Source organism: Haloplanus rubicundus, from assembly GCF_003342675.1.
Lineage (GTDB): Archaea > Halobacteriota > Halobacteria > Halobacteriales > Haloferacaceae > Haloplanus > Haloplanus rubicundus.
Genome location: NZ_CP031148.1, coordinates 3,064,738 through 3,090,458 on the forward strand (window position 1 = coordinate 3,064,738; position 25,721 = coordinate 3,090,458).

General features: G+C 69.3%; 27 protein-coding genes and 1 tRNA gene. 23 read left to right on the forward strand and 5 right to left on the reverse strand.

Annotated elements, in window-relative coordinates:
- Positions 1-21 precede the first annotated feature (21 nt).
- Positions 22-453, forward strand: coding sequence for a universal stress protein (locus DU484_RS16845; protein ID WP_114606509.1), 432 nt, complete (start codon positions 22-24; stop codon positions 451-453).
- Here DU484_RS16845 and msrB read toward each other — a convergent pair.
- Positions 450-857, reverse strand: coding sequence for a peptide-methionine (R)-S-oxide reductase MsrB (gene msrB / locus DU484_RS16850; RefSeq protein ID WP_114587093.1), 408 nt, complete (start codon positions 855-857; stop codon positions 450-452). The two genes, DU484_RS16845 and msrB, sit on opposite strands and share 4 nt — an antisense overlap.
- Positions 858-898: 41 nt before the next feature.
- Positions 899-1,573: an HAD family hydrolase gene (locus DU484_RS16855; protein ID WP_114606510.1), complete on the reverse strand. Its 675-nt coding sequence runs from the start codon at positions 1,571-1,573 to the stop codon at positions 899-901.
- A gap of 364 nt (positions 1,574-1,937) precedes the next feature.
- On the opposite strand from DU484_RS16855, the gene DU484_RS20085 reads away from it, so the two are divergent.
- The 16 genes from DU484_RS20085 (at position 1,938) to DU484_RS16935 (ending at position 17,584) form a co-directional block, all read left to right on the forward strand.
- A complete protein-coding gene (locus DU484_RS20085) occupies positions 1,938-2,519 on the forward strand; it encodes a hypothetical protein (RefSeq protein ID WP_114587095.1) in 582 nt (193 codons plus the stop codon).
- Between the two features lie 178 nt (positions 2,520-2,697).
- The gene (locus DU484_RS16865) at positions 2,698-3,759 is read left to right on the forward strand and encodes a lamin tail domain-containing protein (RefSeq protein ID WP_114606511.1); all 1,062 of its coding nucleotides are present in this window, start codon (positions 2,698-2,700) and stop codon (positions 3,757-3,759) included.
- A 127-nt stretch (positions 3,760-3,886) separates the two neighbouring features.
- The gene (locus tag DU484_RS16870; protein WP_114606512.1) at positions 3,887-5,518 is read left to right on the forward strand and encodes a COG1361 S-layer family protein; all 1,632 of its coding nucleotides are present in this window, start codon (positions 3,887-3,889) and stop codon (positions 5,516-5,518) included.
- Positions 5,519-5,575: 57 nt separating this feature from the next.
- Complete coding sequence (locus DU484_RS16875; protein ID WP_114587098.1) at positions 5,576-7,978, forward strand: efflux RND transporter permease subunit; 2,403 nt, start codon at positions 5,576-5,578, stop codon at positions 7,976-7,978.
- A gap of 46 nt (positions 7,979-8,024) precedes the next feature.
- Positions 8,025-8,933, forward strand: coding sequence for a dihydrodipicolinate synthase family protein (locus DU484_RS16880; protein ID WP_114606513.1), 909 nt, complete (start codon positions 8,025-8,027; stop codon positions 8,931-8,933).
- Positions 8,934-9,065: 132 nt separating this feature from the next.
- On the forward strand, positions 9,066-9,833 hold the full coding sequence (locus DU484_RS16885) for a CehA/McbA family metallohydrolase (protein WP_114606514.1): 768 nt from the start codon (positions 9,066-9,068) through the stop codon (positions 9,831-9,833).
- Between the two features lie 47 nt (positions 9,834-9,880).
- Positions 9,881-10,867, forward strand: coding sequence for a S49 family peptidase (locus DU484_RS16890; protein WP_114606515.1), 987 nt, complete (start codon positions 9,881-9,883; stop codon positions 10,865-10,867).
- On the forward strand, positions 10,857-11,873 hold the full coding sequence (locus DU484_RS16895) for a DUF4350 domain-containing protein (protein ID WP_114587102.1): 1,017 nt from the start codon (positions 10,857-10,859) through the stop codon (positions 11,871-11,873). Before DU484_RS16890 ends, DU484_RS16895 begins: the two co-directional genes overlap by 11 nt.
- Positions 11,874-11,967: 94 nt before the next feature.
- On the forward strand, positions 11,968-12,513 hold the full coding sequence (locus DU484_RS16900; protein ID WP_114606516.1) for a peptidylprolyl isomerase: 546 nt from the start codon (positions 11,968-11,970) through the stop codon (positions 12,511-12,513).
- Between the two features lie 54 nt (positions 12,514-12,567).
- Complete coding sequence (gene pabB, locus DU484_RS16905) at positions 12,568-14,013, forward strand: aminodeoxychorismate synthase, component I (protein WP_114606517.1); 1,446 nt, start codon at positions 12,568-12,570, stop codon at positions 14,011-14,013.
- Positions 14,010-14,591, forward strand: coding sequence for an anthranilate synthase component II (locus DU484_RS16910; RefSeq protein WP_114587105.1), 582 nt, complete (start codon positions 14,010-14,012; stop codon positions 14,589-14,591). Before pabB ends, DU484_RS16910 begins: the two co-directional genes overlap by 4 nt.
- Complete coding sequence (locus tag DU484_RS16915) at positions 14,576-15,448, forward strand: aminotransferase class IV (RefSeq protein WP_114606518.1); 873 nt, start codon at positions 14,576-14,578, stop codon at positions 15,446-15,448. The genes DU484_RS16910 and DU484_RS16915 overlap by 16 nt, the downstream gene beginning before the upstream one ends.
- Positions 15,449-15,533: 85 nt before the next feature.
- Positions 15,534-16,034, forward strand: a complete 501-nt coding sequence (locus tag DU484_RS16920; protein ID WP_114587107.1) for a hypothetical protein — start codon at positions 15,534-15,536, stop codon at positions 16,032-16,034.
- Positions 16,035-16,100: 66 nt separating this feature from the next.
- Positions 16,101-16,185 (forward strand) — tRNA-Leu (locus DU484_RS16925).
- 551 nt (positions 16,186-16,736) lie between these two features.
- Positions 16,737-17,222: a DUF5813 family protein gene (locus tag DU484_RS16930; RefSeq protein ID WP_114587108.1), complete on the forward strand. Its 486-nt coding sequence runs from the start codon at positions 16,737-16,739 to the stop codon at positions 17,220-17,222.
- Positions 17,223-17,263: 41 nt separating this feature from the next.
- On the forward strand, positions 17,264-17,584 hold the full coding sequence (locus DU484_RS16935) for a hypothetical protein (protein ID WP_114587109.1): 321 nt from the start codon (positions 17,264-17,266) through the stop codon (positions 17,582-17,584).
- Here DU484_RS16935 and tmk read toward each other — a convergent pair.
- Positions 17,581-18,159 carry a dTMP kinase gene (gene tmk / locus DU484_RS16940; RefSeq protein ID WP_114606519.1) on the reverse strand — a complete coding sequence of 193 codons (579 nt, stop codon included), beginning with the start codon at positions 18,157-18,159 and terminating at the stop codon, positions 17,581-17,583. The genes DU484_RS16935 and tmk overlap by 4 nt on opposite strands.
- A 164-nt stretch (positions 18,160-18,323) precedes the next feature.
- On the opposite strand from tmk, the gene DU484_RS16945 reads away from it, so the two are divergent.
- The 6 genes from DU484_RS16945 to DU484_RS16970 all read left to right on the forward strand — a co-directional run bounded on the left by DU484_RS16945 (position 18,324) and on the right by DU484_RS16970 (position 23,694).
- Positions 18,324-19,211 carry a complex I NDUFA9 subunit family protein gene (locus DU484_RS16945; protein WP_114606520.1) on the forward strand — a complete coding sequence of 296 codons (888 nt, stop codon included), beginning with the start codon at positions 18,324-18,326 and terminating at the stop codon, positions 19,209-19,211.
- Between the two features lie 158 nt (positions 19,212-19,369).
- Positions 19,370-20,557, forward strand: coding sequence for a tubulin/FtsZ family protein (locus DU484_RS16950; RefSeq protein ID WP_187347720.1), 1,188 nt, complete (start codon positions 19,370-19,372; stop codon positions 20,555-20,557).
- Complete coding sequence (locus DU484_RS16955) at positions 20,526-21,326, forward strand: hypothetical protein (RefSeq protein WP_114587112.1); 801 nt, start codon at positions 20,526-20,528, stop codon at positions 21,324-21,326. Before DU484_RS16950 ends, DU484_RS16955 begins: the two co-directional genes overlap by 32 nt.
- 65 nt (positions 21,327-21,391) lie before the next feature.
- The gene (gene cofC, locus DU484_RS16960) at positions 21,392-22,009 is read left to right on the forward strand and encodes a 2-phospho-L-lactate guanylyltransferase (RefSeq protein ID WP_114587113.1); all 618 of its coding nucleotides are present in this window, start codon (positions 21,392-21,394) and stop codon (positions 22,007-22,009) included.
- 32 nt (positions 22,010-22,041) lie between these two features.
- Entirely contained in the window at positions 22,042-23,178 is a 1,137-nt protein-coding gene (gene cofG, locus DU484_RS16965; protein WP_114606521.1) for a 7,8-didemethyl-8-hydroxy-5-deazariboflavin synthase subunit CofG, read from the forward strand.
- A gap of 33 nt (positions 23,179-23,211) precedes the next feature.
- Positions 23,212-23,694, forward strand: coding sequence for a hypothetical protein (locus DU484_RS16970; RefSeq protein WP_114584093.1), 483 nt, complete (start codon positions 23,212-23,214; stop codon positions 23,692-23,694).
- A 3-nt stretch (positions 23,695-23,697) separates the two neighbouring features.
- On the opposite strand, the gene DU484_RS16975 is transcribed toward DU484_RS16970, so the two are convergent.
- Positions 23,698-24,252 (reverse strand): metal-dependent hydrolase, encoded by a 555-nt coding sequence (locus DU484_RS16975; RefSeq protein WP_114584094.1) that lies wholly within the window; start codon positions 24,250-24,252, stop codon positions 23,698-23,700.
- 2 nt (positions 24,253-24,254) lie between these two features.
- Positions 24,255-25,631: a 7,8-didemethyl-8-hydroxy-5-deazariboflavin synthase subunit CofH gene (cofH, locus tag DU484_RS16980; RefSeq protein WP_114584095.1), complete on the reverse strand. Its 1,377-nt coding sequence runs from the start codon at positions 25,629-25,631 to the stop codon at positions 24,255-24,257.
- Positions 25,632-25,721 lie beyond the last annotated feature (90 nt).

A 25,721-nucleotide genomic window follows, 5' to 3' on the forward strand; every position in this document is an offset into this window, starting at 1 on the left:
GTCGAACCGACGACGTACACGATGTACGAGGACATCCTGCTCCCGACGGACGGGAGCGAGTCGATGGACGTGGTGATCGAGCACGCGGCCGACGTCGCCGCGCGCCGGTCGGCCACCGTCCACGCCCTGTACGTGATCGACGACCGCTCGTTCCTGACGCTGCAGGAGGACATGAAAGGCGACGTGGTCGACGGCCTCCGGGCCGAGGGAGAGACGGCGACCACCGAGGTGGCGAGCCGACTCGAGGCCGAGGGTGTCACCGTCCGGACGGCGATCAGGCAGGGCAACCCCGCCGACGAGGTACTCGCCTACGCCGACGAGGCGGGAATCGACCTCGTCGTCATGGGCACTCACGGCGCCGACTACGAGCGAAACATGCTCGGGAGCGTCTCACAGAAGGTGGTCACGATGTCCGACGCGCCCGTGTTGACCGTCAATATCGGCGGCGACTAGGCGTCCTCGCCGAACTCGAGCGCGACGGAGTTGATGCAGTAGCGCTCGCCCGTGGGGTCGGGACCGTCCTCGAAGACGTGGCCGAGGTGGCCGCCACAGGTCGCACACAGCACCTCCGTCCGCCGCATCCCGTGTCGGGTGTCGGTCTCCAGTTCGACGGCGCCGTCGACGGCGTCGTAGAAGCTCGGCCATCCGCTCCCGGAGTCGAACTTGGTGTCGGCGTCGAAGAGCGCGGCGCCACACCCCGCGCAGGTGTACGTGCCGTCCGCCTTCTGATCGAGGTAGTCGCCGCTGAACTTGGGTTCGGTGCCGCGTTCGCGCAGGATATGATACTCGTCGTCGGTGAGTCGGTCGCGCCACTCGTCGTCGGACAGGTCCGCGAGGGAGCGTTCGTTCTCGCTCATACGCGAGGTAGGGGCTGGAGGGGTATAGCCCCGGCGCCCGCTCACCGCCCGCGAACCGGCACCCCGTCGATGTCGAGGAGGTCGGCCAGCCCGTCGAGTTCGTAGGTGGGCTCGACCGAGAGCTCGTACGACTCGCGGTGGGGACGGCGGACGAACGCGGCGTCGAGGCCGGCGTTCCGTGCCGCCAGCACGTCGGACTCGCTGTCGCCGACGAAGAGGGCGGCGTCGGCGTCCAGATCCGAGAGCGCGCGGTGGAGGTAGTACGGATCGGGTTTCTTCCGGGACAGACTCCGTATCGTCGGATCGCGCCCGTAGGCAGTGGCGAAGAGGTCGCGGGTGGCGAAGAAGTCGTGCATGAACTCGACGGTCTCCTGCTGGTTCGAACTCACGATGCCGCGCGGGGCGTCGATATCGCGGACGGCGTCGAAGTCGTCGTAGAGGGCGGCCCGGCCGGCGCGGAGTTCGACGCGCTGGGCGTGCGAGGAGTGGTAGTCGCGGGCGCGCCAGAAGCGCTCGGGATCGAGGTCGTAGGTCGCACAGACCGTCGAGAGCAGATCTGGCGTGACGCCGATGGAGATCCGGTCGACGTCGTCGGGGTCAGGGTCGGACACGCCGAGGGCGTCGAAGGCCTCCCACGTCGCCCGCCGGAGGACCGACCGGCCGACGGGTTCGACGAGGACGCCGTCGTTGTCGAACAGCACCGCCTCGTAGCTCATAGGTGATGGTAGTGGGGAGTGAGCAAAAGGGTTCGCGAGGCCTCGGTCGCCGTGCTCCACCGTCCCGCGGTTCGCTACGCTCGTCTCGCGGGTCGTCTCTCCCCGCTCGATTCGAAACCGACTGACCGTTGGCCTCGCCGCCGCTCCACCGCGAGGCCTCGGTCGCTCTGCTCCACCGTTCCGCGGGTCGCTCCGCTCCCCGCTCCACCGCGAGGCCTCGGTCGCTCTGCTCCACCGTTCCGCGGGTCGCTCCGCTCCCCGCTCCACCGCGAGGCCTCGGTCGCTCTGCCCCCTTCGGCCTCGCTCTCGGCACTGAGAATCGAAGGGCGAGCTTTATTCTTCCCCGGCCGCGATGTCCGCCTCGATGGGCGACGACCGTATCGGACGCCGGACGATTCTCGGCGCCGGGGCTGGGCTGCTCGCGTCGCTGACCGGCTGTAGTGGCCTGTTCATCGAACCCGAAACGACGGGCACGCCCGGCTCCGGGGACGGGGACGCGGGGTCGACGGCGACGCCGACGCCGGCGCCGACACCGGCGCCCACGGCGACGCCCGCGCGAACCCCCCTGACGGAGACGCCGGCGCCGCTTCCGAGCGAGGACATCGAGGTGCAAAACCGCCGGCTCGCCGTCCGCCTGACCGAACTGGAGAAGTTCGCCGTCGTCTCCTACCGGTTCGGCGTCGAGAACACCGGCACCCGGACGATACGCGACGTCGAGTTCCGGGTGCGCGTCCGCTACGAACACGAAGAGGTGTCCCGGATCGTCGCCACCGACTACCCGCGGTTCTGGTTCGACGACGGGGACGACGACGACGGCCTCGACACCGACGACACCACGACGGTGGCCGACCAGGTGCGGTTCGAGCGCGACGGCCGGGCGCAGAACTCGGTCGCCCCGAACCGGTTCGAACTCGAACTCTCGATCCGTCGAATTCGGTACGTATGAGCCGTCGAACACCCGATGATTCACGAACGAGTTAGCGAGGTGTCTGGCGATCACGGTTTGGGCCGTCGACGACTGGGGAGTTCCGGCGCGGGCACGGGGCGTTATCGGGACTGAGAGCGCGGGCGAATAACTAAGTCGGTCGACGACCGAGCGGAAGCAACGTCGCCGGTCTCTCATCATGCTTCCGCTCGCCTCGTTTATGCTCGTTCTCGCCGTCGTTCTCGCCGTCGGTGCGTACGTAGTCACCCGGATCGACGCCCTGGACCACCGAACCCTGCTCGTCGTCGTGGCGGTGGGGCTGGCGGTCGGTGGGGTGGCCGCGCAGTCGGCACCGCCCGCGCCCGTCGAGGTGGCGACGACGGTGGCGAGCGACCCGGTCCCGAACGCGACGACGCCCGCCGCGAGCGACGACCGCCGGACGGTCGCCGAGCGCCACGGCGAGACGGGCGCCGTCGCGGCCGCGAACGCGTCGGCGACGGTCGTCGGCGTCGCGGGCGGCGGCCGGATCACCTACCGGACCGCGGCGGGCGAGCGGCGGACGATCCGACTCGCGGGCATCGACGCCCTCGGAGCCGGCGGGGGCGACCCCGAGCGGTTCGACGGGGTCGTGACCGGGAGTTACGGCCGGACGTGTCTCGCCGAGGTGGGCCGACGGGCGCTGATCGACGCGCGCACGGCGGTGGTCGGCGAGTCGGTCACGGTTCGCTCGGTGACGGGCAGCGCCGGCGCGCCGACCGCCGTCCTGGCTGCCGACGGGCGGTCGCTCAACCGCCGGTTCGTCGAACGGGGGTACGCCCGTGCCACGGACGACCGATACGCCGACGCGGAGCGGGCGGCCCGGAGCGCCGGGCGTGGCGTCTGGTCGTGTGCGACCGTTGAGCCGACGCCGCCGCTCCGCGAGTCGGCGGAACCGGCCCTCCGCATCGCCGCCGTCCACCCCAACCCGCCGGGTGACGACGCGGCGGCGCTCGACGACGAGTACGTCGTCGTCGAGAACGCGGGCGAGGAGAGCGTCGACCTCTCGGACTGGTACCTCACCGACGGCGGCGACCGAACGTACTTCTTCTTCGACGGGCGGACGCTCAGGCCGGGCGAGCAACTCGTCGTCCACGTCGGCGACGGTCGGAACCGCGACGGACACGTCTACTGGGGCGCCTCGGCACCCGTCCTCGACAACGATCGCGAGACGTTGAAACTCGTCGACGGTGACACGGATCGAGTGGTTCGACTGTCGTACTGACCGCGAGTTCCGATAGCAGGGCCAGCGGTCGTCGTCGTCTCCGAAACAACTCGATTCTAGTTGAATGCTGTTGTCGTTGTATCGACGTAATCGTCATCGTTATCCCCGGCGCACCGCAGGTGCCACCATGAGGCGGATCACGATTTTGGCGGTCGTCGGCTGTCTGCTGTTGGCGCCGGTCGTTCCCACGGTGGCGTCGAGCGTCGTCACCGGGAACCCCGAGTTGAGTCACAGCGTCGCCGACAACACGTTCCAGCCGAATCAGCGGGCACAGCTGACCGTCGTCACGACCAACGACGGCAACATCGAAGACGGCGGTGTCGGGCGCTTCGAGGAGCAGGTACAGACGGCACGGAGCGTCCAGATGCGCGTCCGCCAGGGGCGGATCGACGCGCCCATCGACGTGAAGACGGGGACGGTGACGGCCGGAAGCATCGGTCCCGGCGGCGTCAGTGAGTTCACGTTCGCCCTCGAAATCGGCGACGTCGAACCCGGCACGTACACCGTGCCGGTCGAAGTCACCTACCGTCACGCCCGTGCGGTGATCTACGACGAGACGGCGTCGGGACCCTCGGAGATCGAGTACGTCTGGCTCGACAAGGAGCGGACGGTCGATCTGACGATCCGCATCGAGGAACGGGCGTCGTTCGACATCGTCTCCGAGGGAACGAACCACCTGTTCGCGGGCGATACGGGGTCGCTGGCATTCACGATCAAGAACACGGGGACGCAGACGGCACGGAACGCGTCGATCCGGCTCTCCTCGGGCGCGTCGGGGCTCTTCTTCGGGAGCCCGGCGACGCCGGCGGCGGAGACGGGCGTGTTCGTACGGTCGCTCGACCCGAACGAGACACGGCGGGTGTCGGTACAGGTCGGTGCCACTGACGACGTCACGCCGGGTGCGTACCCCGTCGACGCCGTCGTCTCCTACCGCGACGAGAACGACATCGGCCAGCGCTCGGACGCGCTGACGACGGGCGTGACGGTGCGCCCGGAGCGGACATTCACGCTGTCCGATCTCGACACGTCGAACTTCCGCGTCGACGAGAACGAGGCGACCGTCTCGGGACAGATCACGAACACCGGGCCGGCTCCCGCCCGGAACGTCGTGGTCAGGATGCGCGACCACGGGACGGTGACGCCGACGAACGGCGAATCGGCGGTCGGGACGCTCGCCCCCGGCGAGTCCGCCGACGTCTCCTTCACCGCCGCCATCACGAGCGACGCCGAACCGGGAGCGAACTCCTTCACCTTCGACGTGGAGTACGAGAACGCCGACGGCGACGTGCTGACGGCGTCGAACCCGATCCGGAAGACGGCGGTGATCGAGGCCGAGCGCGACCGCTTCGAGGTGTCGAACGTCTCGACGACGGTGACGCCGGGCGGGACGGCACAGCTCTCGGCCGACGTTCGCTACGTCGGTAACGAGCCGATTTCGGCGGTCAACGCCCGCCTGTTCACCAGCGACCCGCTCTCGACGTCCGACGACGGGGCGTTCCTCGGGCGGATGGCACCGGGCGAGACGTCGACGGCCACGTTCCGGATCAGCGCGACGAGCGACGCCCTCCCCAAGGAGTACGCCTCCTCGATCGAAGTGCGATACGACGAGGCCGACGGCGACACGGAGTTCACGGACGGCATGCCCATCGGCGTGCCGGTCGACGAGCCGTCGGGCGGCCCGCCGGTCCCGCCGGTCGTCATCGGCGTCGTCGTCGTGCTGGCCGTGATCGGTGGCGTCGTCTGGTACCGTCGGCAATGACCGACGCGTCCGACCGACGGGTGACGACCGCCGGGCCGCGACGGGGGGTGGGCTGACGTGTCCGCGCTCCGACGGCTGTTCCGGACCGTCGGCCACGAGATTCAGGCCCACCCGGTCGCGACGCTCCTGATCGCCGCGCTCCTCCTCGTCACCGCGTTCGGCGGGGCGGCACAGATCACGAGCGTCACCGGCGATCAGGCCTTTACCGCCGAGAACCCCACCCTCGAGAAGTTCGGCGACTCGTTCGACCGCGGGTCGATATCCGTCCTCGTCAGGGGCGAAGTGACCGACCCGGCGACGCTCAGGGCCATGGCCCGGTTCGACGACCGGATGTCGACGGTGGAGAACGTCGCGTACGTCTCCAGCCCGGCCGATCGGGTGCGCGCGGAGTACGGCCGGATTCCGGACTCGGAGGCGAAAATCGAGCGCGTCCTCGGGCGTCCGAACCTGGCGTTCGTGCAGGTGGTGTTCGAGCCGGGACTCACCCAGCCGGAGGAGCGGCCCATCTACACCGAGGCGCTCTCCGCCGAGGAGTGGGCGCGATTCCCCGCCGGCGTGGACGTGATCATCACCGGCTCGGCCGCCTTCTCGGCACAGCTGTCCGTGCTCATCCAGCAGAGCACGAACCAGTTGCTCGGTCTCGCGGTCGGGCTGATGATCGTCGCGCTCTTTTTCCTCTTCCGGGGGGTTCGACTGCGCCTCCTGCCCATCGTCGCCGTGTTCGTGGGCGTCCTCTATACGTTCGGCGCCATCGGCTACGCGGGGGTGCCGAACTCGACCCTGACGAGCGCCGTCTTCCCCATCCTGATCGGCCTCGGCATCGACTACTCCGTCCAGTTCCACGAGCGCTACGAGGAGGAGTTGGAGACGGCGCCGCCGCGGGAGGCGCTCCCGCGGGCGCTGGCGGGGATCGGACCGCCGGTGTTCGTCGCGATGCTCGCCGCGGCGCTCGGCTTCGGCGCCACCTGGATTTCGACCCAGGGGACGCCCGCATTCGTCTGGTTCGCCCAGACCTCCATCTTCGGCGTCCTCCTGACCTTCCTCGCGGGGTTGATCGTCCTGCTGCCGGTGCTGACGCTATACGCACGCTTCCGTCGGCGCGGCTTCGGCGAACTCGGGCTTCACGAACTCGCCGACGGCGGGTGGAAGGAGATGTCGGGCGAGGCGTCGACCGATGCGGACGACGGCACCGACGACGACACGCCGGACGGGACGCCGCCCACCGACCCGGCCGTCGACGGCGACGCGGTCGGCCCGGCTCAACCGGGGTTCGACGGCGACGACGACCCCACCGACTCCGAACGGGTCGGCGCGTTCGGCCGGGCGCTCGGGCGCACCTCGCGGACGCTGGCGGCCAACCCGGCGGTCGTGCTGCTGGTCGCCGTCCTGCTGATGGGCGCGGGCTTTCAGGCCGGCACCGGACTCGACACCCTCGCCGACACCGAGGAGTTCATCCCGCAGGACCTGCCGGCGTACGTCGACCTCCAGCAGTTCCGTGCCGCGACGGGCGGCGGGACGGCCGTCCAGTACGACGTGATACTCCTCGGGAGCGACCTCAGACATCCGGCGGTGTTGCGCTGGATGGAGGACTTCGAACGGGTGGCCGTTGGCGCGCCGCTCGTTCAGGGCGTCGACTCGCCGGCGACGCTCGTCAAAGAGTACAACGGCGGCGAGATTCCACAGACGCAGGCGGGCGTCGAGCGCGTCCTCGACCGCGTTCCGGCCCGGGAGCGCGCCCGATACTACAGCGACGGCTACGCACACATCACGGTGATCGCGGCCCAGGACATGACGACCGACGAGACGCTCTCGTTCATCTCGAACGTCGGGGAGGCCATCGAGTTCAGCAACCCGCCGCCGGGCGTGCAGGCGGAGCTCACCGGAACGGCCGCCATCTCCCCGCCCTCCATCGTCGATCAGATCGAGAGCCGGAACGTCACGACGGGGCTCGGCGTCGCCCTCATCTTCGGCTTGCTGCTGGCGTACTACCGGCGGCTGGTGAAGGCGATTGCACCGCTGGTGCCGATGTTTTTCGTCATCGGCTGGCAGAACCTCTACATGGCGGCGCTCGACATTCCGGTGTCACCGCTCGGCGCCAGCCTCGGGGCGCTGACCGTCGGTATCGGCGCCGAGTACACCATCATCGTGATGGAGCGGTACTACGAGGAGAAGTCGCGAGCGGGCGCGAGCAAGCTCGACGCCGTGGAGACGGCCGCCACCCGCGTGGGGAAGGCCATCTCCGTCTCGGGGATGACGACGGTGTTCGGCTTCTCGGCGCTGACGCTCTCGCCGTTCCCCATCCTCGCCGACTTCGGCTTCCTGACGGTGGGCGTCATCTTCCTGACGCTGGTGGCGGCGCTGGCGACGCTCCCCCCGACGCTGGTCGTCCTCGACACGCTCGAGGACCGAATTCTCGACGCCTTCGGGCGGTCGGGGGCGGGCGCCGATCCGGCGCCGTAACCACAGGGGAACGCCTAACTATCCGCGCGCCGAGACGCCAACCACTATGCCAACTGCACCCGCAGACTCGGAGTACGGCACGTCCCTCGTGCCGACGGTGACGCCCTTCGCGAACGGTTCGGTCGACGCGGACGCGGTCGCCGACCTCTCGGAGTTCGTCCTCGAGAACGGCGCCGACGGCCTCGTCCCCTGCGGGACGACCGGCGAGTTCGCCAGCCTCACCCTCGAGGAGTACGAGACGGTCGTCTCGACGAGCGTCGACGCCGCGGACGGCGCGCCCGTCCTCCCCGGCGCCGCGTCGACGTCGGTCGCCGGCACCCTCGAACGCATCGACGTCGCGGCCGACGCCGGCGCCGACGCCGTGTTGATCGTCCTGCCCTACTTCCACGGCGCGAACGACCCCGCGGGCAACGAGCGGTTCCTGCGGGCCGTCCTCGACGACACGTCGCTCCCGATCGTTCTCTACAACATCCCCTCCTGTGTCGGGCAGTCAATCGACGCCGACCTGATCGAGGCGGTGGCGGACCACCCCGATCTCGCGGGCATGAAGGATACGAGCGGCGATCTGACCCACCTCATCGACGTGATCCGGCGGACCGGCGACGACTTCCACCTGTTCCAGGGGTGGGACAGCCAGCTCGTCCCCGCCGTCTCGCTCGGCGCCACCGGCGGCATCAACGCGGTGTCGAACTACCTGCCCGGACTGATGGCGGAGGCCATCGACGCGGCGGCGGAAAACGACGTGTCGCGCGGACGTGACCTCCAGTTGAACCACATCGCGCCCCTGTTCGACACGTCCCTGGAGTTCGGCTTCGCGCCCACGACGAAGGCGGCGCTGATCGAACGCGGCGTCATCGACGACGACGGGGTGCGGCCGCCGCTGGTCGAACTCGACGACGACCAAGTGGCGACGGTGCGGGACGTCCTCGAGGAGACGCTCGCCGTCGCCGAGTGAGACGGGGTGTTGGAAGTCAGTTCCGTCCGTCATCGCCCGCGCTGACGGCGACGGACGGTGAACAGTTACGACGGGTCGTCCCCTGCGGCCCCGAGCCACGAGGCTTATCCTTTCGCCGAGCGAATAGATGGTGTGCAGACCACGCTCCGAATCGACCCGCACGTTCACTCCGAGGGCTCCTACGACGGCCACGACCCCGTGGAGCTGCTGCTGGAGCAGGCGGCGGAAATCGGGCTGGACGGCATCGTCGTCACCGACCACGACGTGATCCACGAGTCGCTCCGGGCGGCCGAACTCGCCCCGGAGTACGGTCTGATCGGGATTCCGGGCGTCGAGGTGTCGACGAACGTGGGACACCTGCTGGCTATCGGCGTGACCGAGATGCCGCCGCGGCGCGCGCCGCTCGACGAGACGGTCGAGTGGGTTCGCGACCACGGCGGCGTGGCGGTGGTTCCACACCCGTTCCAGCGGAGTCGCCACGGGATTCCGCGGCGCCACCTCGTCGACTGCGACGCGGTCGAAGTGTTCAATTCGTGGCTGTTCACGGGGTTTCGGAACCGGCGGGCGCGGCGGTTCGCGGCCGAACGCGGCTACCCGGCGCTGGCCGCCAGCGACGCCCACTCCGTCCCCCACGTCGGCCGGGCGTTCACCGAACTCGTCATCGACGGCGTGGCGCGGGCGGACCTGGACGGTGACACGGTGCTCGACGCGATGCGTAACGGCTCGACGCGGATGCAGGGTCGCAGACAGCCCATCCCGGCCTCGGCCCGTCACTACGCCGTCGGGTCGGCGCGGAAGAGCGGCTACTACGCGAAGGCGGGGGCGCTCAAAGGGCAGGCGGCGGCCAGAGCCGGCGCCCTCCGCGGGGCACAGCTGTTGGCGAGACTCTCACCGCTGTGATCGGTCGTAGCCGACGTTTTTTGTAGTGGTACACCTTCACGTACGTCATGGCGAGCAGAATAGGGGCCCTCCTTCGGCGAATCGCACGGTCGTACGTGCTGTTCGTCGTCATCGGAGTGGTCGTCGGCCTCGCGTTGGCACCCGTCGCGTGGAACGCCACGTCCTCGGACGGAACGGTCGCGGTCGTTCCGGTGGCGGGAACCATCGACGGCGGGACGTCCGCCGGGGTATCGGCCATGCTACAGCGGGCCCGCTCCGATTCCGACGTGAAGGCGGTCGTGTTGCTCGTAAACAGCGGGGGTGGTGGCGCCGCCGCCAGCGAGGAGTTGTATCTCCAGACGAAGCGGACCAGCCAGGAGATGCCGGTGATCACCAGCGTCGACGCCGCGGCGGCCTCCGGCGCGTACTACACCATCGCGCCGAGCGATCACATCTACGCCAAGCCGGCCTCGACGGTCGGGAGCGTGGGCGTGCTCGCGACGACGCCGAGGGCACTGGAACCGACGACGGTCATCTCCACCACCGGCCCGAACAAGCTGACCGGCGGCGACGAACGCGAGTTCAACTACATCCTGGAGTCACTGGGTAACGCCTTCATCGGCGCCATCTTCGAGCAGCGCGGCTCGGAGCTTCAGCTCTCCCGGACCGAACTCGAACAGGCGCGCATCTACAGCGGCACCCAGGCGGTCCAGAACGGCCTCGTCGACTCCATCGGTGGGCGGCAGGCGGCGGTCGAACACGCCGCGGACGAGGCGGGACTCGACAACTACGACGTGCGCGTCATGCGCCCCGACGGGACCGCGCGGTTCCTCTCGCGCTCGAACTACGTCGCGTCGACCGCGCCGAACAAGACGATGGTGTCGGCCACGTATCTCTACGGCGAGGAGCCGTCCGGACCGGTGTTCCTGATGGTGCCGGCGACGTATCTGAACCCGGCCAACGACTCGGCGGCGGAAACGCGACCGACCGCGGCGACCCGCCTGTCGCCGTCTCCGGCCGTCGCCGCGGCGTCGGGAGGCACCCATGTGGCGTGAACTGGGGAAGCGGCTGGTCGTCCTCGTCCTGACCGTCGCCGTCGTCCTCGCGGTGGTCGCCGGGGGCTCGACGCTCCTCCAGAGTGAGGACGGGCGAACGTCGCTCCAGAACCCCGAGTACGAACCCGACGCCGTCGTCCCCGACCCCATCGAAGCGACGGGGACGGTCGATCCCGACCCCGATCCCGACGCCGACGACACGGGGACGGTCGTCATCGACCGCGGGCACGCCAACCGCTTCAGCCGGTCGGACATCGAACCGCTCGTCGACGCGCTGGTTCGGGAGGGGTATCACGTCGAGTTCTACACCGACGGCGACCTGGCCGTCGCGCTCGAGGACGCGGACGCGTTCCTCGTGATCGATCCCGGGTCGGAGTACCTGCCCGGCGACATCGACGACGTGCGGCAGTTCACGGGCAACGGCGGTCGCTTGGTGATGATCGGCGAGCCGGACCGGACGGCCGTCAGCGCCAGCATCTTCGGAACCAGCATCGCGACACAGGAGAGCCGGCTCACGACGCTCGCGTCCCGGTACGGGATGAGCGTCGACACCCAGTACCTCTACAACCAGGAGAACGCCGACGGGACGTTCAAACACGTCCTCGCCCGGCCGACGAGCGGCGAACTGGACGGTGTCGAGCAGACGACGATGTACACGGCGGCGGCCGTCACCGCCCGAAACGGGAGCGTCCTCCTCCGGAGCGCGCCGAACACGATCAAGTCGGGGAGCGACGAGGTGACCGGCGAGTATCCGGTCGCCGTGGAGCGAAACAACGTCCTCCTGCTCGGCGACAAGACGTTCATGCAGGGAGACCGGTACCGCGTCGCCGACAACGAGCAGTTGGTGGCGTACGTCGCCGAGTTCATGATCGAGGGCGACTACGAGGCGCCGCCCGAGGAGGACGAGGAAGACGAACTCGGCGCGGACGATGATTCGGAGTCGGGGACGCCGTCGGGGAACGCGACCACGACTGCGACCGCGGCGCCGGTGACGGCGGAGTCGTAACGTCACGGCGGGACCGCCCCGCGGACCGTCCGGACGGAACGACGACCCCGCGACGGGACAGCAACGTTATCCCGCCGGCCCGCGAGGAGTTCGTATGAGCAATCCGACTGCGACGCTGCATACGACACACGGCGACATCACGGTCGAACTGTTCGCGGATCGGGCGCCGAAGACGGTGGAGAACTTCGTCAACCTCGCCGAACACGACCCGGCGGCGAACGACGACCCGGCTCCCGAGACGGTGACGTGGGAGGACCCTGAGACCGGCGAGACGCGCGGCGATTCGCTGTACGCCGACATCCCCTTCCACCGGATCATCCACGGCTTCATGATCCAGGGCGGCGATCCCACCGGCACCGGCCGCGGCGGCCCGGGCTACACCTTCGACGACGAGTTCCACCCCGAACTCCGCCACGACGGCCCGGGCGTCCTCTCGATGGCCAACCGCGGTCCGGACACCAACGGCTCGCAGTTCTTCATCACCCTCGACGCCCAGCCACACCTCGACGACAAGCACGCCGTCTTCGGCGAAGTGATCGAGGGGATGGACGTCGTCGAGGAACTCGGCTCGGTGAAGACGGACCCGAACGACCAGCCACTCGACGAGGTCCGCCTCGAATACGTCGATGTGGACCGCTGAGGGGGCGACGCGGGCGGCGGGCGGTGATCGCCGCAGCGCGGGGGTGGAGCGCGCGTGAGCGACGACGCGACGGTCGAGACGTCGCTCGACACCTTCCGTGACGCGGCGGCCGGTGCGGCGCCCGGAACGCGCGTACCGGTCGTCGTTCGGCTGGGCGCGGAGCCGTTCGAGGCCTACCGCCGCGCACGGGGCGACGCCCCTTCCGTCTTCTTCGAAACCTCGGGCGGGCAACCCGGCTGGGGCTACTTCGGCGTCGACCCCGACGCGGTCCACGAGGTCGAGGAGGGCGTCCTCGACGCCATCACCGACCTCGTCGCGGACGAGTCGCTCGCCCGCGGCGACTGCGAGGTTCCCTACCCCGGCGGCTTCTTCGGGTGGCTCTCCTACGACACGGTCCGGGAGATCGAGGACCTGCCGTCGTCGGCCGTCGACGACCGGGGACTCCCGCGGCTCCAACTCGCACGCTACACCTGTCTCGCGGCGTGGCGAGCGGGCGAGTCGACGCTGCGGATCGTCGCGACGCCGCGCGTCGACGGCGATACGGAGGCGGCCTACGAACGCGGCGTCGAACGGGCGCTGGAACTGGCCACGGCGGCGACGATGGGCGATCCGTCGGTCGGCGACCCGCCGACGACGGGGCCGGTGAACTTCACGAGTTCCTGTGATCGGGCGGCGTACGCCGACCGGGTGCGCCGGGTGCAGGCGTACATCCGCGACGGCGACACCTTCCAGGCGAACATCTCCCACCGGCTGACGGCGCCGGCGGCGGTCCACCCGGTCGAGGCCTTTGCCGCGCTCCGGGACGTGAACCCGGCGCCGTATTCGGGGCTGGTCGAGTTCCCCGGCGTCGACCTGGTGAGCGCGAGTCCCGAGTTGTTGCTGGAGCGGGACGGCGACCACCTGCGGACGGAGCCCATCGCTGGCACCCGACCGCGCGGGGACACCGACGCCGAGGATCGGCGCCTCGAATCGGATCTGCGAAGCGACGAGAAAGAGCGAGCGGAACACGCGATGCTCGTCGACCTCGAACGCAACGACCTGGGGAAGGTGAGCGAGTACGGCTCGGTCACCGTCGACGAGTACCGGCGCGTCGACCGCTACTCGGAGGTGTTTCACCTCGTCTCCGAGGTGACCGGGCGACTGGCCGAGGGGTACGATCTCGGCGACGCCATCGGCGCGACGTTCCCCGGGGGCACCATTACGGGCGCACCGAAACCACGGACGATGGAGATCATCGACGAGGTGGAGGCGCGCCGGCGTGGGCCGTACACGGGGAGCATGGCGGCCATCGGCTTCGACGGCCGCGCGACGCTCAACATCATCATCCGGACGCTGGTGCGCCACGGCGACGAGTACCACCTCCGGGTGGGCGGCGGCGTCGTCCACGACTCGGTGCCGGACCGCGAGTACGACGAGACGCTGGCGAAGGCGCGGGCGCTGGTCAACGCCGTCGACGCCGCCCTCGGCGACGGGATGGAGATGGAGGTGACGGGGGGATGAGTCGGATTCTGGTCGTCGACAACTACGACTCCTTCGCGTACAACCTCGTCCAGTACGTCGGCGAGGCGGCCGGCGAGGTGCTCGTCCGCCGGAACGACGCGGTGGACGTAGACGGGATTCGGAAGCTGGACCCGGACGGCATCGTCGTCTCGCCGGGGCCGGGCACCCCGCAGGAGGCGGGCGTGTCGATGCCCGTCTTCGCCGACCTCGAGTATCCGACCCTGGGGGTCTGTCTCGGCCATCAGGCGCTGTGTGCGGTCCACGGCGCGACGGTCGGCCACGCCCCGGAGGTGGTCCACGGCAAGCGGTCGACGATCACCCACGACGGCGGCGGCGTCTTCGACGGCCTGCCCGAGCGCTTCGACGTGGGGCGATATCACTCGCTGGCGGTCGGCCGCGACGACGTGCCCGACGCACTGGTGGAGACGGCCCACACCGACGACGGCAACGGCGTCGTGATGGGTGTCCGCCACCGCGAGAAGCCGCATATCGGCGTCCAGTTCCACCCCGAGAGTATCCTGACCGACGACGGGAAACGGCTCGTCCGCAACTTCCTCGAGCTATGCAGTACCACGTGAACGGCCGGCTGGTCGAGTCGAGCGAGGCGACGGTGAGCGTCGAGGACCGCGGGTTCCTCTACGGCGACGCCGCGTTCGAGACGTGTCGCGCCTACGGCGGCGCGGTGTTCGAGTGGGACGCCCACCTGACGCGACTGGCGAACACCTGCCAGACGCTGGGGATGCCCGACGCCGTGCCCGACGACCTCCACGACCGGATCGACGCGACGCTGTCGGCGAACGGCCTCGCGGACGCGTACGTCCGCGTCTCGGTCACGCGCGGCGTCCAGCCGGGGAAGCTGACGCCCGCGGACGACGTGGAGCCGTCGGTGGTGATTATCGTCAAGCCGCTCCCCCGCGGCGGCGTCGACGGCGAGGACGTGTGGGACGGCCCCGCCGACGTGCGGACGGTCGAGCGGCGCCGGATTCCGGAGACTGCGATGCCCGCCGCCGCCAAGACGCACAACTACCTCGACGGAATTCTGGCGCGACTGGAACTGCGGGGGACGGGGGCAGACGAGTGTCTCGTCCGCGACGTGGACGGCGCCGTCGCGGAGGGGGCGACGAGCAACGTCTTCTTCGTCGACGGCGGGACGCTCAAGACGCCCTCGCTCGCGGGACCGATCCTGCCGGGCGTGACGCGGGCCGTCGTGCTCGAACTGGCCGCCGAGCGTGGGATTCCGGTCGAGACGGGGACCTACGACGTGGACGCGGTGCGCACGGCCGACGAAGCGTTCCTGACGAACACGACGTGGGAGGTGCGGCCGGTGGCGGCCGTCGACGGCGCCGCCGTCGGCGGCGGGGCAACCACCGACGCCCTCGCCGACGCGTTCGACCGACGGGTCGAGGCGTGCTACGGGGCCGCCGACCGGTCGTGAGGTCGGTCGGCACGGCGAAGGTCGTGTCTCGAAAGTTACCATTGTCTGACAATAATTTATCAGGAGACGGTCCGAACGCGGGAGTATGAAGATCGATCCGGCAGAGCGGAGTACGGAGACGGACGACACGGCCGAGGCGACCGTGGTCGACGACGAAGACGAATCGGAGACGGCGACGGACGGCACGGCCGAGGCGACCGTGATCGACGGCTCGGACGAGTCGGCGCCCGAGAGCGCGGTCACGGGCGAGGTGGAGCCGTTGACTATCGGGTTGCCCGACGGGAGCGAGAGCGTCTCGGAGGCGATTCTCTCCCACCGACGGATGCTCACCAACCCGTCGGAGCACGGCCTCGTCGCGGCGTCGGAGGCCGAGGAGGTACAGGAGACGGTCGCGGACCTCTCGGAGCGGGTACCCGAGGAGTTGGAAGGCGAGTTGGCGGAACTGGAAACGTCGGTCGAGGGGTTGGCGGACCGGCTCGACCGGCAGGACCGACAGATCGAGGAGCTTCGGGCGACCGTCACGTCGCTGGCGGACATCCTCGGCGCGTCGGTCGAGTTCCGGACGTTCGACGAGGACGACGAGTAACCGGCCGGCGTCGGTTCACCGACCGAAAGCCACTTGCGGCGGAACGGGAAACGGGGAGTGTAGCGCGCGAGGGTGGCCGAGCCAGGCCAAAGGCGGCGGGCTTAAGACCCGCTCTCGTAGGAGTTCGGGGGTTCGAATCCCCTCCCTCGCACTGCCGCTCCGAACGAACGTGAGGAGCGTGCAGTGTGCCGAGGGGATTCGAATCAGGGAGTGGAGCGTAGCGGAACGACCGTGGTTCGAATCCCCTTCCTCGCACCCCGTCCAACGAACGTGAGGAGCGTGCAGTGTGCCGAGGGGATTCGAATCAGGGAGTGGAGCGTAGCGGAACGACCGTGGTTCGAATCCCCTTCCTCGCACCCCGTCCAACGAACGTGCGGAGCGTGCAGTGTGCCTCCCACGCACCCGCTTAGCAGTACGGAACGTGCACCGTGTCGTACGAAACGGACAGCATCGACGAGCCGTCGGCTCGAACGATGAAAGCGGTAAAGCGAAAAGCGATTCGACGGGGAAAGAGGGTCCGTCGAATCGCTTGCCGCCCTGAATTGGTCCCCGCTGACGCTTCGGCCCTCCAGACGAAGCGTCACGTGGACAAAGCAGGGGGAGAAACTTAAGCGTGCCGCAGTCGGCAGGATGGCGGGGGTGCCGAAAGCGACGGCGGGGCGAACGCGAGGGGCTTTTGGCCGCGCGGTGCCTGTCACGGACATGACCGAGACATCCGGACGGGTCGCACGGGCGTTCCGCGATCACGACGGCTTCGAACGCGCCGACGACGGTCGGTTCGAGGCGACGACGACGGCGTTCGACGCCGTCGTGACGGCGCGTGAATCCGACGGACGGATCGACTACGAGGTGGGCGTTCGCGTGCCCTCGCTCTCGACGGCCGTCGACGGCGACGTGGCGCCGGTGATCGAGGAGGGATGGCTGGAGACGTTCGAACTCCGCGTGGCCGACGCCGACGGCGTCGTGCGCGGCGACCACGACTTCGAGCCGAGCGTCGACCCCACGGCGGGCGAGGTGGTCGTCAGGTTCGCGTACACCGACATCGACGAGCGCCGCGGCGTCGAGGACGCGGCCGCGATCATCAACTACGTAGAGGGGACGTACGTCCAGGGGATCATCCCCGGGTACGACTACGTCGACCCGGTGGCGGGGCTCGTCGACCGGGCGCGAGGGGCGGGCGAGCGGTAGGGAGTCGACAGGCCAAAGCCGGTCGAGGTTCTATCACCGCCATGGCGACGATACTGGATTTCGCCCTGATGGCCGCCGTCTTCGCCGGCAACACGGCCATCGCCGCGGTCATGACCCGCTTTTTCCGCCTCCAGCTGAAGACGCGGTGGGGATCGGTCGTCTACACCGCGTTGCTGGTGCCGCTGGCCCTCGTCGTGACGACCATCGTCGCGTTCAGCCTCGGCGTCGGCGTCGACCTCGGAAGCGCGGCGGCCGTCCTCGGCCTGATGGTCGGGCTCCCGATGGGACTGGGCGTGACCATCGACGTGCTGTACGTTCCCGCGCCGGACGAGTACGAGTTGCCCGAGACGACGGGACGTTAACGGAGTCGCTCGACGGCGGCCAGGGCCTCGTCGACGACGGCGGCTTCGGACTGCGTGGCGTCGATGCGGACGAACCGCTCGGGGTCGCTGGAGACGAGGCGCTCGTAGTTCTCGCGGACGGCCCGCAGGTAGTCGGCGCGCTCGAACTTGTTGGTGCCGCCACTTCGCTCCGCGGCGGTTTCGGGGTCGACGTCGAGATACAGCGTCGCGTCGGGCGGGCGCGAGAACGGCTCGTGGAGGTCGCGGACGTACCCGAACGGGTCGTCGAGGTGGTCGACGAGCGTCGCCGCCTGGTAGGCGATGCGGGAGTCGGAGTAGCGGTCGGAGACGACGAACGACCCGTCGGCGAGCGCCGGGCGGATCACGCGGGAGAGGTGATCGGCGTGGTCGGCGGCGTAGAGGAAGAGTTCGGCCAGCGGGTCGGCGTCGTCGTCGGCGATGGAGCGGGAAACGGCCTCGCCGTACCACGAGTCGGTGGGTTCGCGGGTGAAGACGGCCGACGGGTAGCGGTCGCGGAGCGCCCGCCAGATCGTCGTCTTGCCGCTGCCGTCGAGACCCTCCAGCGTGAGGAGCATAGTGGTGCATACGGGAGCGAGCGTTTAACGATCCGGGTCGCCGACGCGGCGATAATATCTGTTTTTTGATACTATCTCGGTGGCGTCGTGGGGCGACCGAAACCCGCCGTGTGAACGGTTCACAGCGCGTTAGCTTTAGGTCGATACGCGGATATGTATCGGCTATGAAGATTCTGGTAACCGGCGGCAGCGGGTTCGTCGGCGGACACCTGTGCCGCGAACTGAAATCGCGGGGGCACTCGGTGACGGCGCTCTCCCGACGACCGAGCGAGGGCGACCTTCCCGGGGGCGTCGAGAAGGCGATGGGCGACGTGACGGCGTACGACTCGCTGCTCGAACCGATGCGGGGGATGGACGCCGTCGTCAACCTGGTCGCGCTGTCGCCGCTGTTCAAACCCTCGGGTGGCGATAAAATGCACGACGTCGTCCACCGTCAGGGCACGCAGAACGTCGTCGACGCGGCCGAGGAGACGGGCGTGGAGAAGATCGTCCAGATGAGCGCGCTGGGCGCCGACCCGAACGGCGCGACGGCGTACATCCGGGCGAAAGGCGAGGCCGAGGAGATCGTCAGGTCGTCGTCGCTGCGCTACGTCATCTTCCGTCCGTCCGTCATCTTCGGTGACGGCGGCGAGTTCGTCTCGTTCACGAAGAAGCTCGCGCCGCCGTATCTCACCCCCCTGCCGGGCGGCGGCAAGACCCGGTTCCAGCCCATCTGGATCGGCGATCTGGCCCCCATGCTCGCCGACGGCGTCGAAGACGACGCCTACGACGGCGGTGTCTACGAAATCGGCGGCCCGGAGAAGCGCACGCTCGCGGACATCGCGCGCCTCGTTCACGGGAGCGAGGGGCGTCCGGCGACGGTCGTTCCCGTCCCGATGGCGCTCGCCAAGGTCGGACTGTCGGTGCTGGGATCGCTACCCGGCGCCCCGATGGGTGCCGATCAGTACCGGTCGCTCCAGTTCGACAACACCACCGCCCACAACGACGTGGAGGCCTTCGGCGTCGACGAGGCCAACCTGCGGACGCTCGGTGACTACCTCGGCGAGCGCTGACGGACGGCAGACGCCCGTCGGACGGGACCGGATCGGCGCTCGTCCCCTCGCAGTCAGCCGATTCGGTCGTCGAAACCGCCCGTCAATCGAGCAATCGCCCACAAGGTTTATGTCCGTTTTGCGCCTGGGTTCTTCCCAATGAAGAGGGGTCTGAAACTATGAAACTGGCCATGATCGGTTTCGGACAGGCCGGTGGGAAGATCGTCGACAAGTTCCTGGAGTACGATCAGCGGACGGGGAGCGAAATCGTCCGTGCGGCCGTCGCGGTCAACACGGCCAAGGCCGACCTGATGGGACTGGAGCACATCCCACAGGAACAGCGCGTGCTCATCGGCCAGTCCCGCGTGAAGGGACACGGCGTGGGTGCGGACAACGAACTCGGCGCGGAGGTCGCCGAGGAGGACATCGGCGAGGTGCAGGGGGCCATCGACGGCATCCCCGTCCACGAGGTCGACGCCTTCCTCATCGTCGCGGGTCTCGGCGGCGGCACCGGGAGCGGCGGCGCGCCCGTCCTCGCGAAACATCTCAAGCGCATCTACACCGAACCCGTCTACGGACTGGGCATCCTCCCCGGCAGCGACGAGGGGGGCATCTACACGCTCAACGCCGCCCGCTCGTTCCAGACGCTCGTCAACGAGGTGGACAACCTCCTCGTCTTCGACAACGACGCCTGGCGACAGACCGGCGAGTCCGTCCAGAGCGGCTACGACGAGATCAACGAGGAGATCGTCAAGCGCTTCGGCATCCTGTTCGGCGCCGGCGAGGTCCGGCAGGGACAGGAAGTGGCCGAATCCGTCGTCGACAGCTCCGAGATCATCAACACGCTCTCCGGCGGCGGCGTCTCCACCGTCGGCTACGCCCGCGAGACGGTCGAGCGCAAGGGGAAATCCGGTGGCCTGCTCTCGAAGCTCACGGGCAACGACGAATCGATCGAAGACCAACTCGACTCCGCGAACACCACCAACCGCATCACCAGCCTCGTCCGCAAGGCCGCCCTCGGTCGCCTCACCCTTCCCTGCGAAATCGACGGCACGGAACGCGCCCTCCTCGTGATGGCCGGCCCCTCCGCCTACCTGAATCGGAAAGGGATCGAGCGTGGCCGCAAGTGGCTCGAAGAGCAGACCGGCAGCATGGAGGTCCGCGGCGGCGACTACCCAATCAACAACAGCGACTTCGTCGCCTCCGCCATCCTGCTCTCCGGCGTCACGAACGTTCCCCGCATCAAGGAACTCCAGCAGGTCGCCATCGAAGCACAGGACAACATCAACGAAATCCGCGAAGAGAGCGAAGCTAATCTCCAGAATCTAGTCGAAGATGACGAGGACGAACTCGAATCACTCTTCTAGGGTCGTCCTCGCCACCATCGTCGTTCTGCTCGCCGCGACCGTCCCGGCGGCAGCAGTCTCCGTCACTGGCGAGGACGTTCCGGAGGAAGGGCAGGTCGGCACGCAAGTATCGGCGACGGTCACCCTCGACGAGCTGTATCGGAACCCCCAGAGCGAGCAGTGGCAGCTCTCGGGAACGACCGAACTGACCGACGTGTCCTGGACGGTCGTCTTCTACGACCAGACGGGCTCGCAGGTCGAACTGGTCGAACCCACCGGCCAGTCCTTCTCGGGGGTCGACATCGCGGCGAGCACCGGCACCGCGGAGGTCGAGGTCCGGGTGACGGGGACCGTCCCCGAAGTCGGGTCGTACAGCTACGACCCGGCCCAAGCGTTCACCACGATGGAGCTCACCCGCGGGCAGTCCGGCGGCGCGAGTAGCACCATCGACAGCTGGGAGTCGCACCACTACACCGAGCGAAGCGACGCGGCTCGGCAGGCCATCGACGAGGCCGGCGCCGCCATCGAGGAGGCCCGCGCCGCCGGCGCGAACCCCTCGGACGCCCAGGCCAACTACGACGACGCCATCGCGGCGTACGAGGACGGCAGCTTCGACGTGGCGACCAACCTCGCCAACCGCGCGACCGAGCAGGCGAATCAGGCCGAGCAGTCCAGTCAGACCCGCCAGACGATTATCTACGCCGTCGGCGGGCTGGTCGTCCTCGCGCTCCTCGTGGGCGGCGTCCTCTACTGGCGCTCCCAGCAGGGTCCCGAGGACCCGCTGGGATAGGCCGACGGCCGAACCGTCGATCATCGGAAAGCTATCTATACGCACCCACGTGAATCACGACAGAGATGCGCATTCTCGTCCCGTTCGAGGCGACCGATCCGAAGACGCGCCTCGACGGGGTGCTCGACGCCGACGAACGCGAGGACGTGGCGCGGGCGATGCTCCGTGACGTCCTCGACGCCTGTCTCGACGCCGGCCACGACCCCGAAGTGATCGCCACGGCGCCGGTCGAGGTGGCCGACGCGCCGGTGACCGTCGACGACCGCCCGCTCTCCGCGGCGGTGAACGCTCGCCTCGGCGGGGCGGAACCGCTCGGCGTCGTCGTCGCGGACCTCGCGCTCGCGACGCCGAGGGCCGTCGACCGTCTCGTCGACGTCGCGGCCGACGCCGACGTCGCCATCGCGCCCGGACGGGGCGGCGGCACGAACGGGCTGGTGATCGACCATCCGGACTTCCGCGTCGACTTCCACGGCGTCTCCTATCGCGACCACGTCGCCGCCGCCCGCGAGGTGGGTGCCGACATCGCCGTCGTCGACTCGATGCGCCTGTCGACCGACGTGGACGAACCGACCGACCTAGTGGAGGTCCTGCTCCACGGCGAGGGCGAGGCAGCGGCGTGGCTCGGGGCGCGGTTCGAACTCGACGCGGGCGAGGGGCGGGTCGGTCTCGACCGCGTGGGGTGAGGTTTTTCCCCTTCCGGCGCGGAACCGGGGCCATGCCACGGGCGCCGGAGGCGGACGACGAGCGGGTCGCCCCCGAGACCCTCGTCGACGACGCCGCGGTCGACGCCCTCCTCGACGTGGCGCCCGACGACGTGGCGTCCGCTCCCGAACTCACCTTCGCGCGGAACGTCTTTCTGCCCCTCACGACCGCCTGTCGGTACACCTGCACGTACTGTACGTTCTACGACGTCCCCGGCGAGGCGACGCTCATGCCCCCCGAGGCGGTCCGGGAGCAGCTGCGGGTGGGCGCCGACGCCGGCTGTACCGAGGCGCTCTTTACCTTCGGCGACGCGCCCGACGAGCGCTACACGGCCGTCCACGACCAGCTCGACGACTGGGGGTACGACGACGTGCTCGACTATCTCTACGACGCCTGCGAGATGGCGCTCGACGTCGGGCTGCTCCCCCACAGCAATCCAGGTGACTTGCGGCGGGCGGAGCTGGTGCGACTGGCCGAGGTCAACGCCAGCATGGGCGTGATGCTGGAGACGACGGCGGACGTGAGCGCGCATTCGGGCGGCCGGCGGAAGACGCCCGAGCGCCGACTGGGGACGATTCGGGCGGCGGGCGAGGTGGGCGTTCCCTTCACCACCGGGATTCTGGTCGGCATCGGCGAGAATCGCCGGGACCGCGCGGAGAGCCTGCTGGCCATCCGCGCACTCCACGAGCGATACGACCACGTTCAGGAGGTGATCGTCCAGACCGTCGTCCCGAACGAGCGCTCGGACTTCGAGCGCCCGAGCGTCGAGACGATGCGGGAGACGACGGCGATGGCGCGGGCGGCCCTGCCGCCGGAGGTATCGGTGCAGGTGCCGCCGAACCTCTCGCCGACTCGTGAGCTATTGGACTGCGGCGTCGACGACCTGGGCGGCGTCTCGCCGGTGACGGACGACTACATCAACCCCGACTACGCGTGGCCGGCGCTGGACGAACTCGAATCGCTCGCGTCCGAAGCGGGCGTCCCCCTCCGGGAACGTCTCCCGACCCACGAGCGGTACCTCCCCGCCGCGTTCCGGCGGGCGGACGTCGAGAGTACGCCGGGGACGTGGCTCCGGCCGAAGATTCGGGAGGCGCTCGACGCGGACGACGACGCGGGGCGGCGGTATCGCGCCGTCTCGGACGCATCGTAAGGCTCACCCGCGACGGCGAACGTCGGTATGTCGATGAACCGCCGCGACGCACTCGAAGGGCTGGCCGTGGCTGGGAGCGTCGCGCTCGCCGGCTGTGCGTCCGGTCGGTTCGGGTCGGGGACGGTGCTCGGGCGAGTCGAGATCATCAACTCCTCGTTCGTGTCGAACCGAATCCGCCTCATGATCGAGCGCGGCGACGAGACGCTCCTCGACCGCAGGATTGAACTCTCGGCACTCGACGCCGGCGACGCCGGGGCGTCGGTGATCGTCGAGCCGTCGTGGTCGGCGCGGCGAGCGCAGTACACGGTCCGGGCGCTCCACGTCGGCGACGACGGCGACCGTGAATCCAGCGGTCGGGAGTATACGTTCACCCGCGACGACTACACCACGTACTACGGTGACGACCACGAGGACCCGGGGTGTGTCGCCGCCGTCGTCACGGTCGGGAGTCGGAGCGAAACCGAGAACGGCCCGATCGGAATCGGTCCGACGTACGTCGATACCCCCTGTGGGTGACGGTTACAGGAGCCGTTCCTCGAGGTCCGGCAGGCGCTTGCGGACGAGCGTGTAGGCGCCGCCGACGAGCAGACAGGCGAGGGCGACGCGGCCGACGGTCGGCCCGAACAGGATCAGCCCCGGCGACATGCCGAGGACGGTGAGCAGGTAGTCCTCGGGGGCGCCGTCGTAGCGCACCCAGTAGCGCGGCCGGAGCCACCGGCTGCGGGAGTGGAGGTAGACCGCCTCGGCGGACGTGCGCTCCCACGGCCGGGGTTCCGTGCCGGCGCCGAAGGCGTCGCTGACGGAGTGGACGGCGGCCGAGAGGAGGAAGTACGCGACGGCAACTGTGAGGGCGGACGGGAAGAGAACGGTGGCGGCGAGAGCGGGAAGCGCGCCCAGCCAGTAGTAGTCGGGGAAGTGGAGCGTCCGGCGGTGGACGCCGGCGAACAGGTCGAGGTCGGGGAAGACGCCGCCGGCGATGGCGGCGAGGGCGCCGGCGGCGGCCAGGTCGGGGGCGAGGACGGCCAACGGCACCGCGAGTAGGAGTCCGACCGCCGCGTGGGTGGTCGCCATCATCGTCAGTCGTCCGCCGCGGGAGAGGAGGGGAGCGACCGGTCGAGCATCGGCGTCCCGTCGGCGCGGGGGCCGAGTCGGGGACCGTAGGGGGCATCGTCGGGGTCGATGGGCCGGCGGCGCTCGTAGTCCGTCGACCGCTCGACCGGCCGACGGCCGATGGCGGTCACCATCTCCACGTAGTCGGCGACGGAGCGGAACTCGCCGTAGTCGCCGCCGGCGCGCTTGGTTATCTCCTCGGACAGCAGGGTCCCCATGAAGTCGTTGGCGCCACAGGAGAGCGTCTTCAGCGACTTCTCGTCGCCGAACTTCACCCACGAGGTCTGGACGTTCTCGACGTTGTCGAGAAAGAGCCGGGAGACGGCGATCATGAGTTCGTCCTCGGCGTCGGTGGCGCCGCCCGAGACGAGGCCGCGGTCGTAGAGCGGCGTCCGCTGGTGGACGAAAGAGAGGGGGACGAACTCCGTAATGTTGCCAGTGCGGTCCTGCAGGTCGCGCACCCGCTTCAGGTGCATGGCGCGGTGCATCTCGTTTTCGACGTGGCCGTACATGATCGTCGCGGTGACGGGGAGGCCGGCGGCCATCGCCCCCTCCATGGCGTCGAGCCACTCCGCCGTGTCCATCTTCCCCGGACAGATCACGTCGCGCACCTCGTCGACCAGAATCTCCGCGGCGGTGCCGGGTGCGCTGTCGAGGCCGGCCGAACGCAGGCGGCGGTACACCGCCTCGTAGGACCAGTCGGTGCCGCGGCGGGCGTGGTAGGCCTCCTCGGGGGTCACGGAGTGGACGTGGACGCCGTCGACGGACATGGCGCGGACCTGTTCGGCGTAGGTGCCCGGCGAGGTGGTGTACGCCTCGGGCGGGCGGTAGTTCAGGCGGCCCGGGTCCGCGGCCGATTCGAGCAGTTCGCGGTGGTCGGCGTCGAGGGCGAACGCGGGGTGGAGACCGCTGACCGAACACACCTCCGAGATGCCCAGTTCGACCGCGTCCTCGACCGCCCGGCGCGACTCGGCCGGCGTCTTGGTGAAGCCGCCGTGGTCGTCGGGGGCGTCGGCCTCGAACGCCGACGCGCGGTCCTTGAAGTTACAGAACAGACAGCCCGTGTCGCAGGCCGTCGTGACGTTGTTGTTGAGGTTGACGACGAACGTCACGTCGTCGCCGACGACGTCGGCGCGGCGGTGGTCGGCCGCCTCCAGCACCCGCTCCTTCCGGACGGGGTCGATCCCCGCCCGATCCGTCCCGGTCGTCAGGAGTTCGACCCCGTCGTCGACGGTGAGACGGTGACCGTTCCGCGCCTTCGCGAGCGCGTTCTCGAACGACTGGTCGGTCTCGGGGACGTGCTCGAAATCGGGGTCCCCGACCGCCGCGTCGGCGTCACTCATCGTGAAATCACAGACGCCCGAAGCTAATAGGGGTTGTCGTCGTCGAAGCCGCGTGTCAAAAGAACCATACCAATCGGTGCCGACGCCACG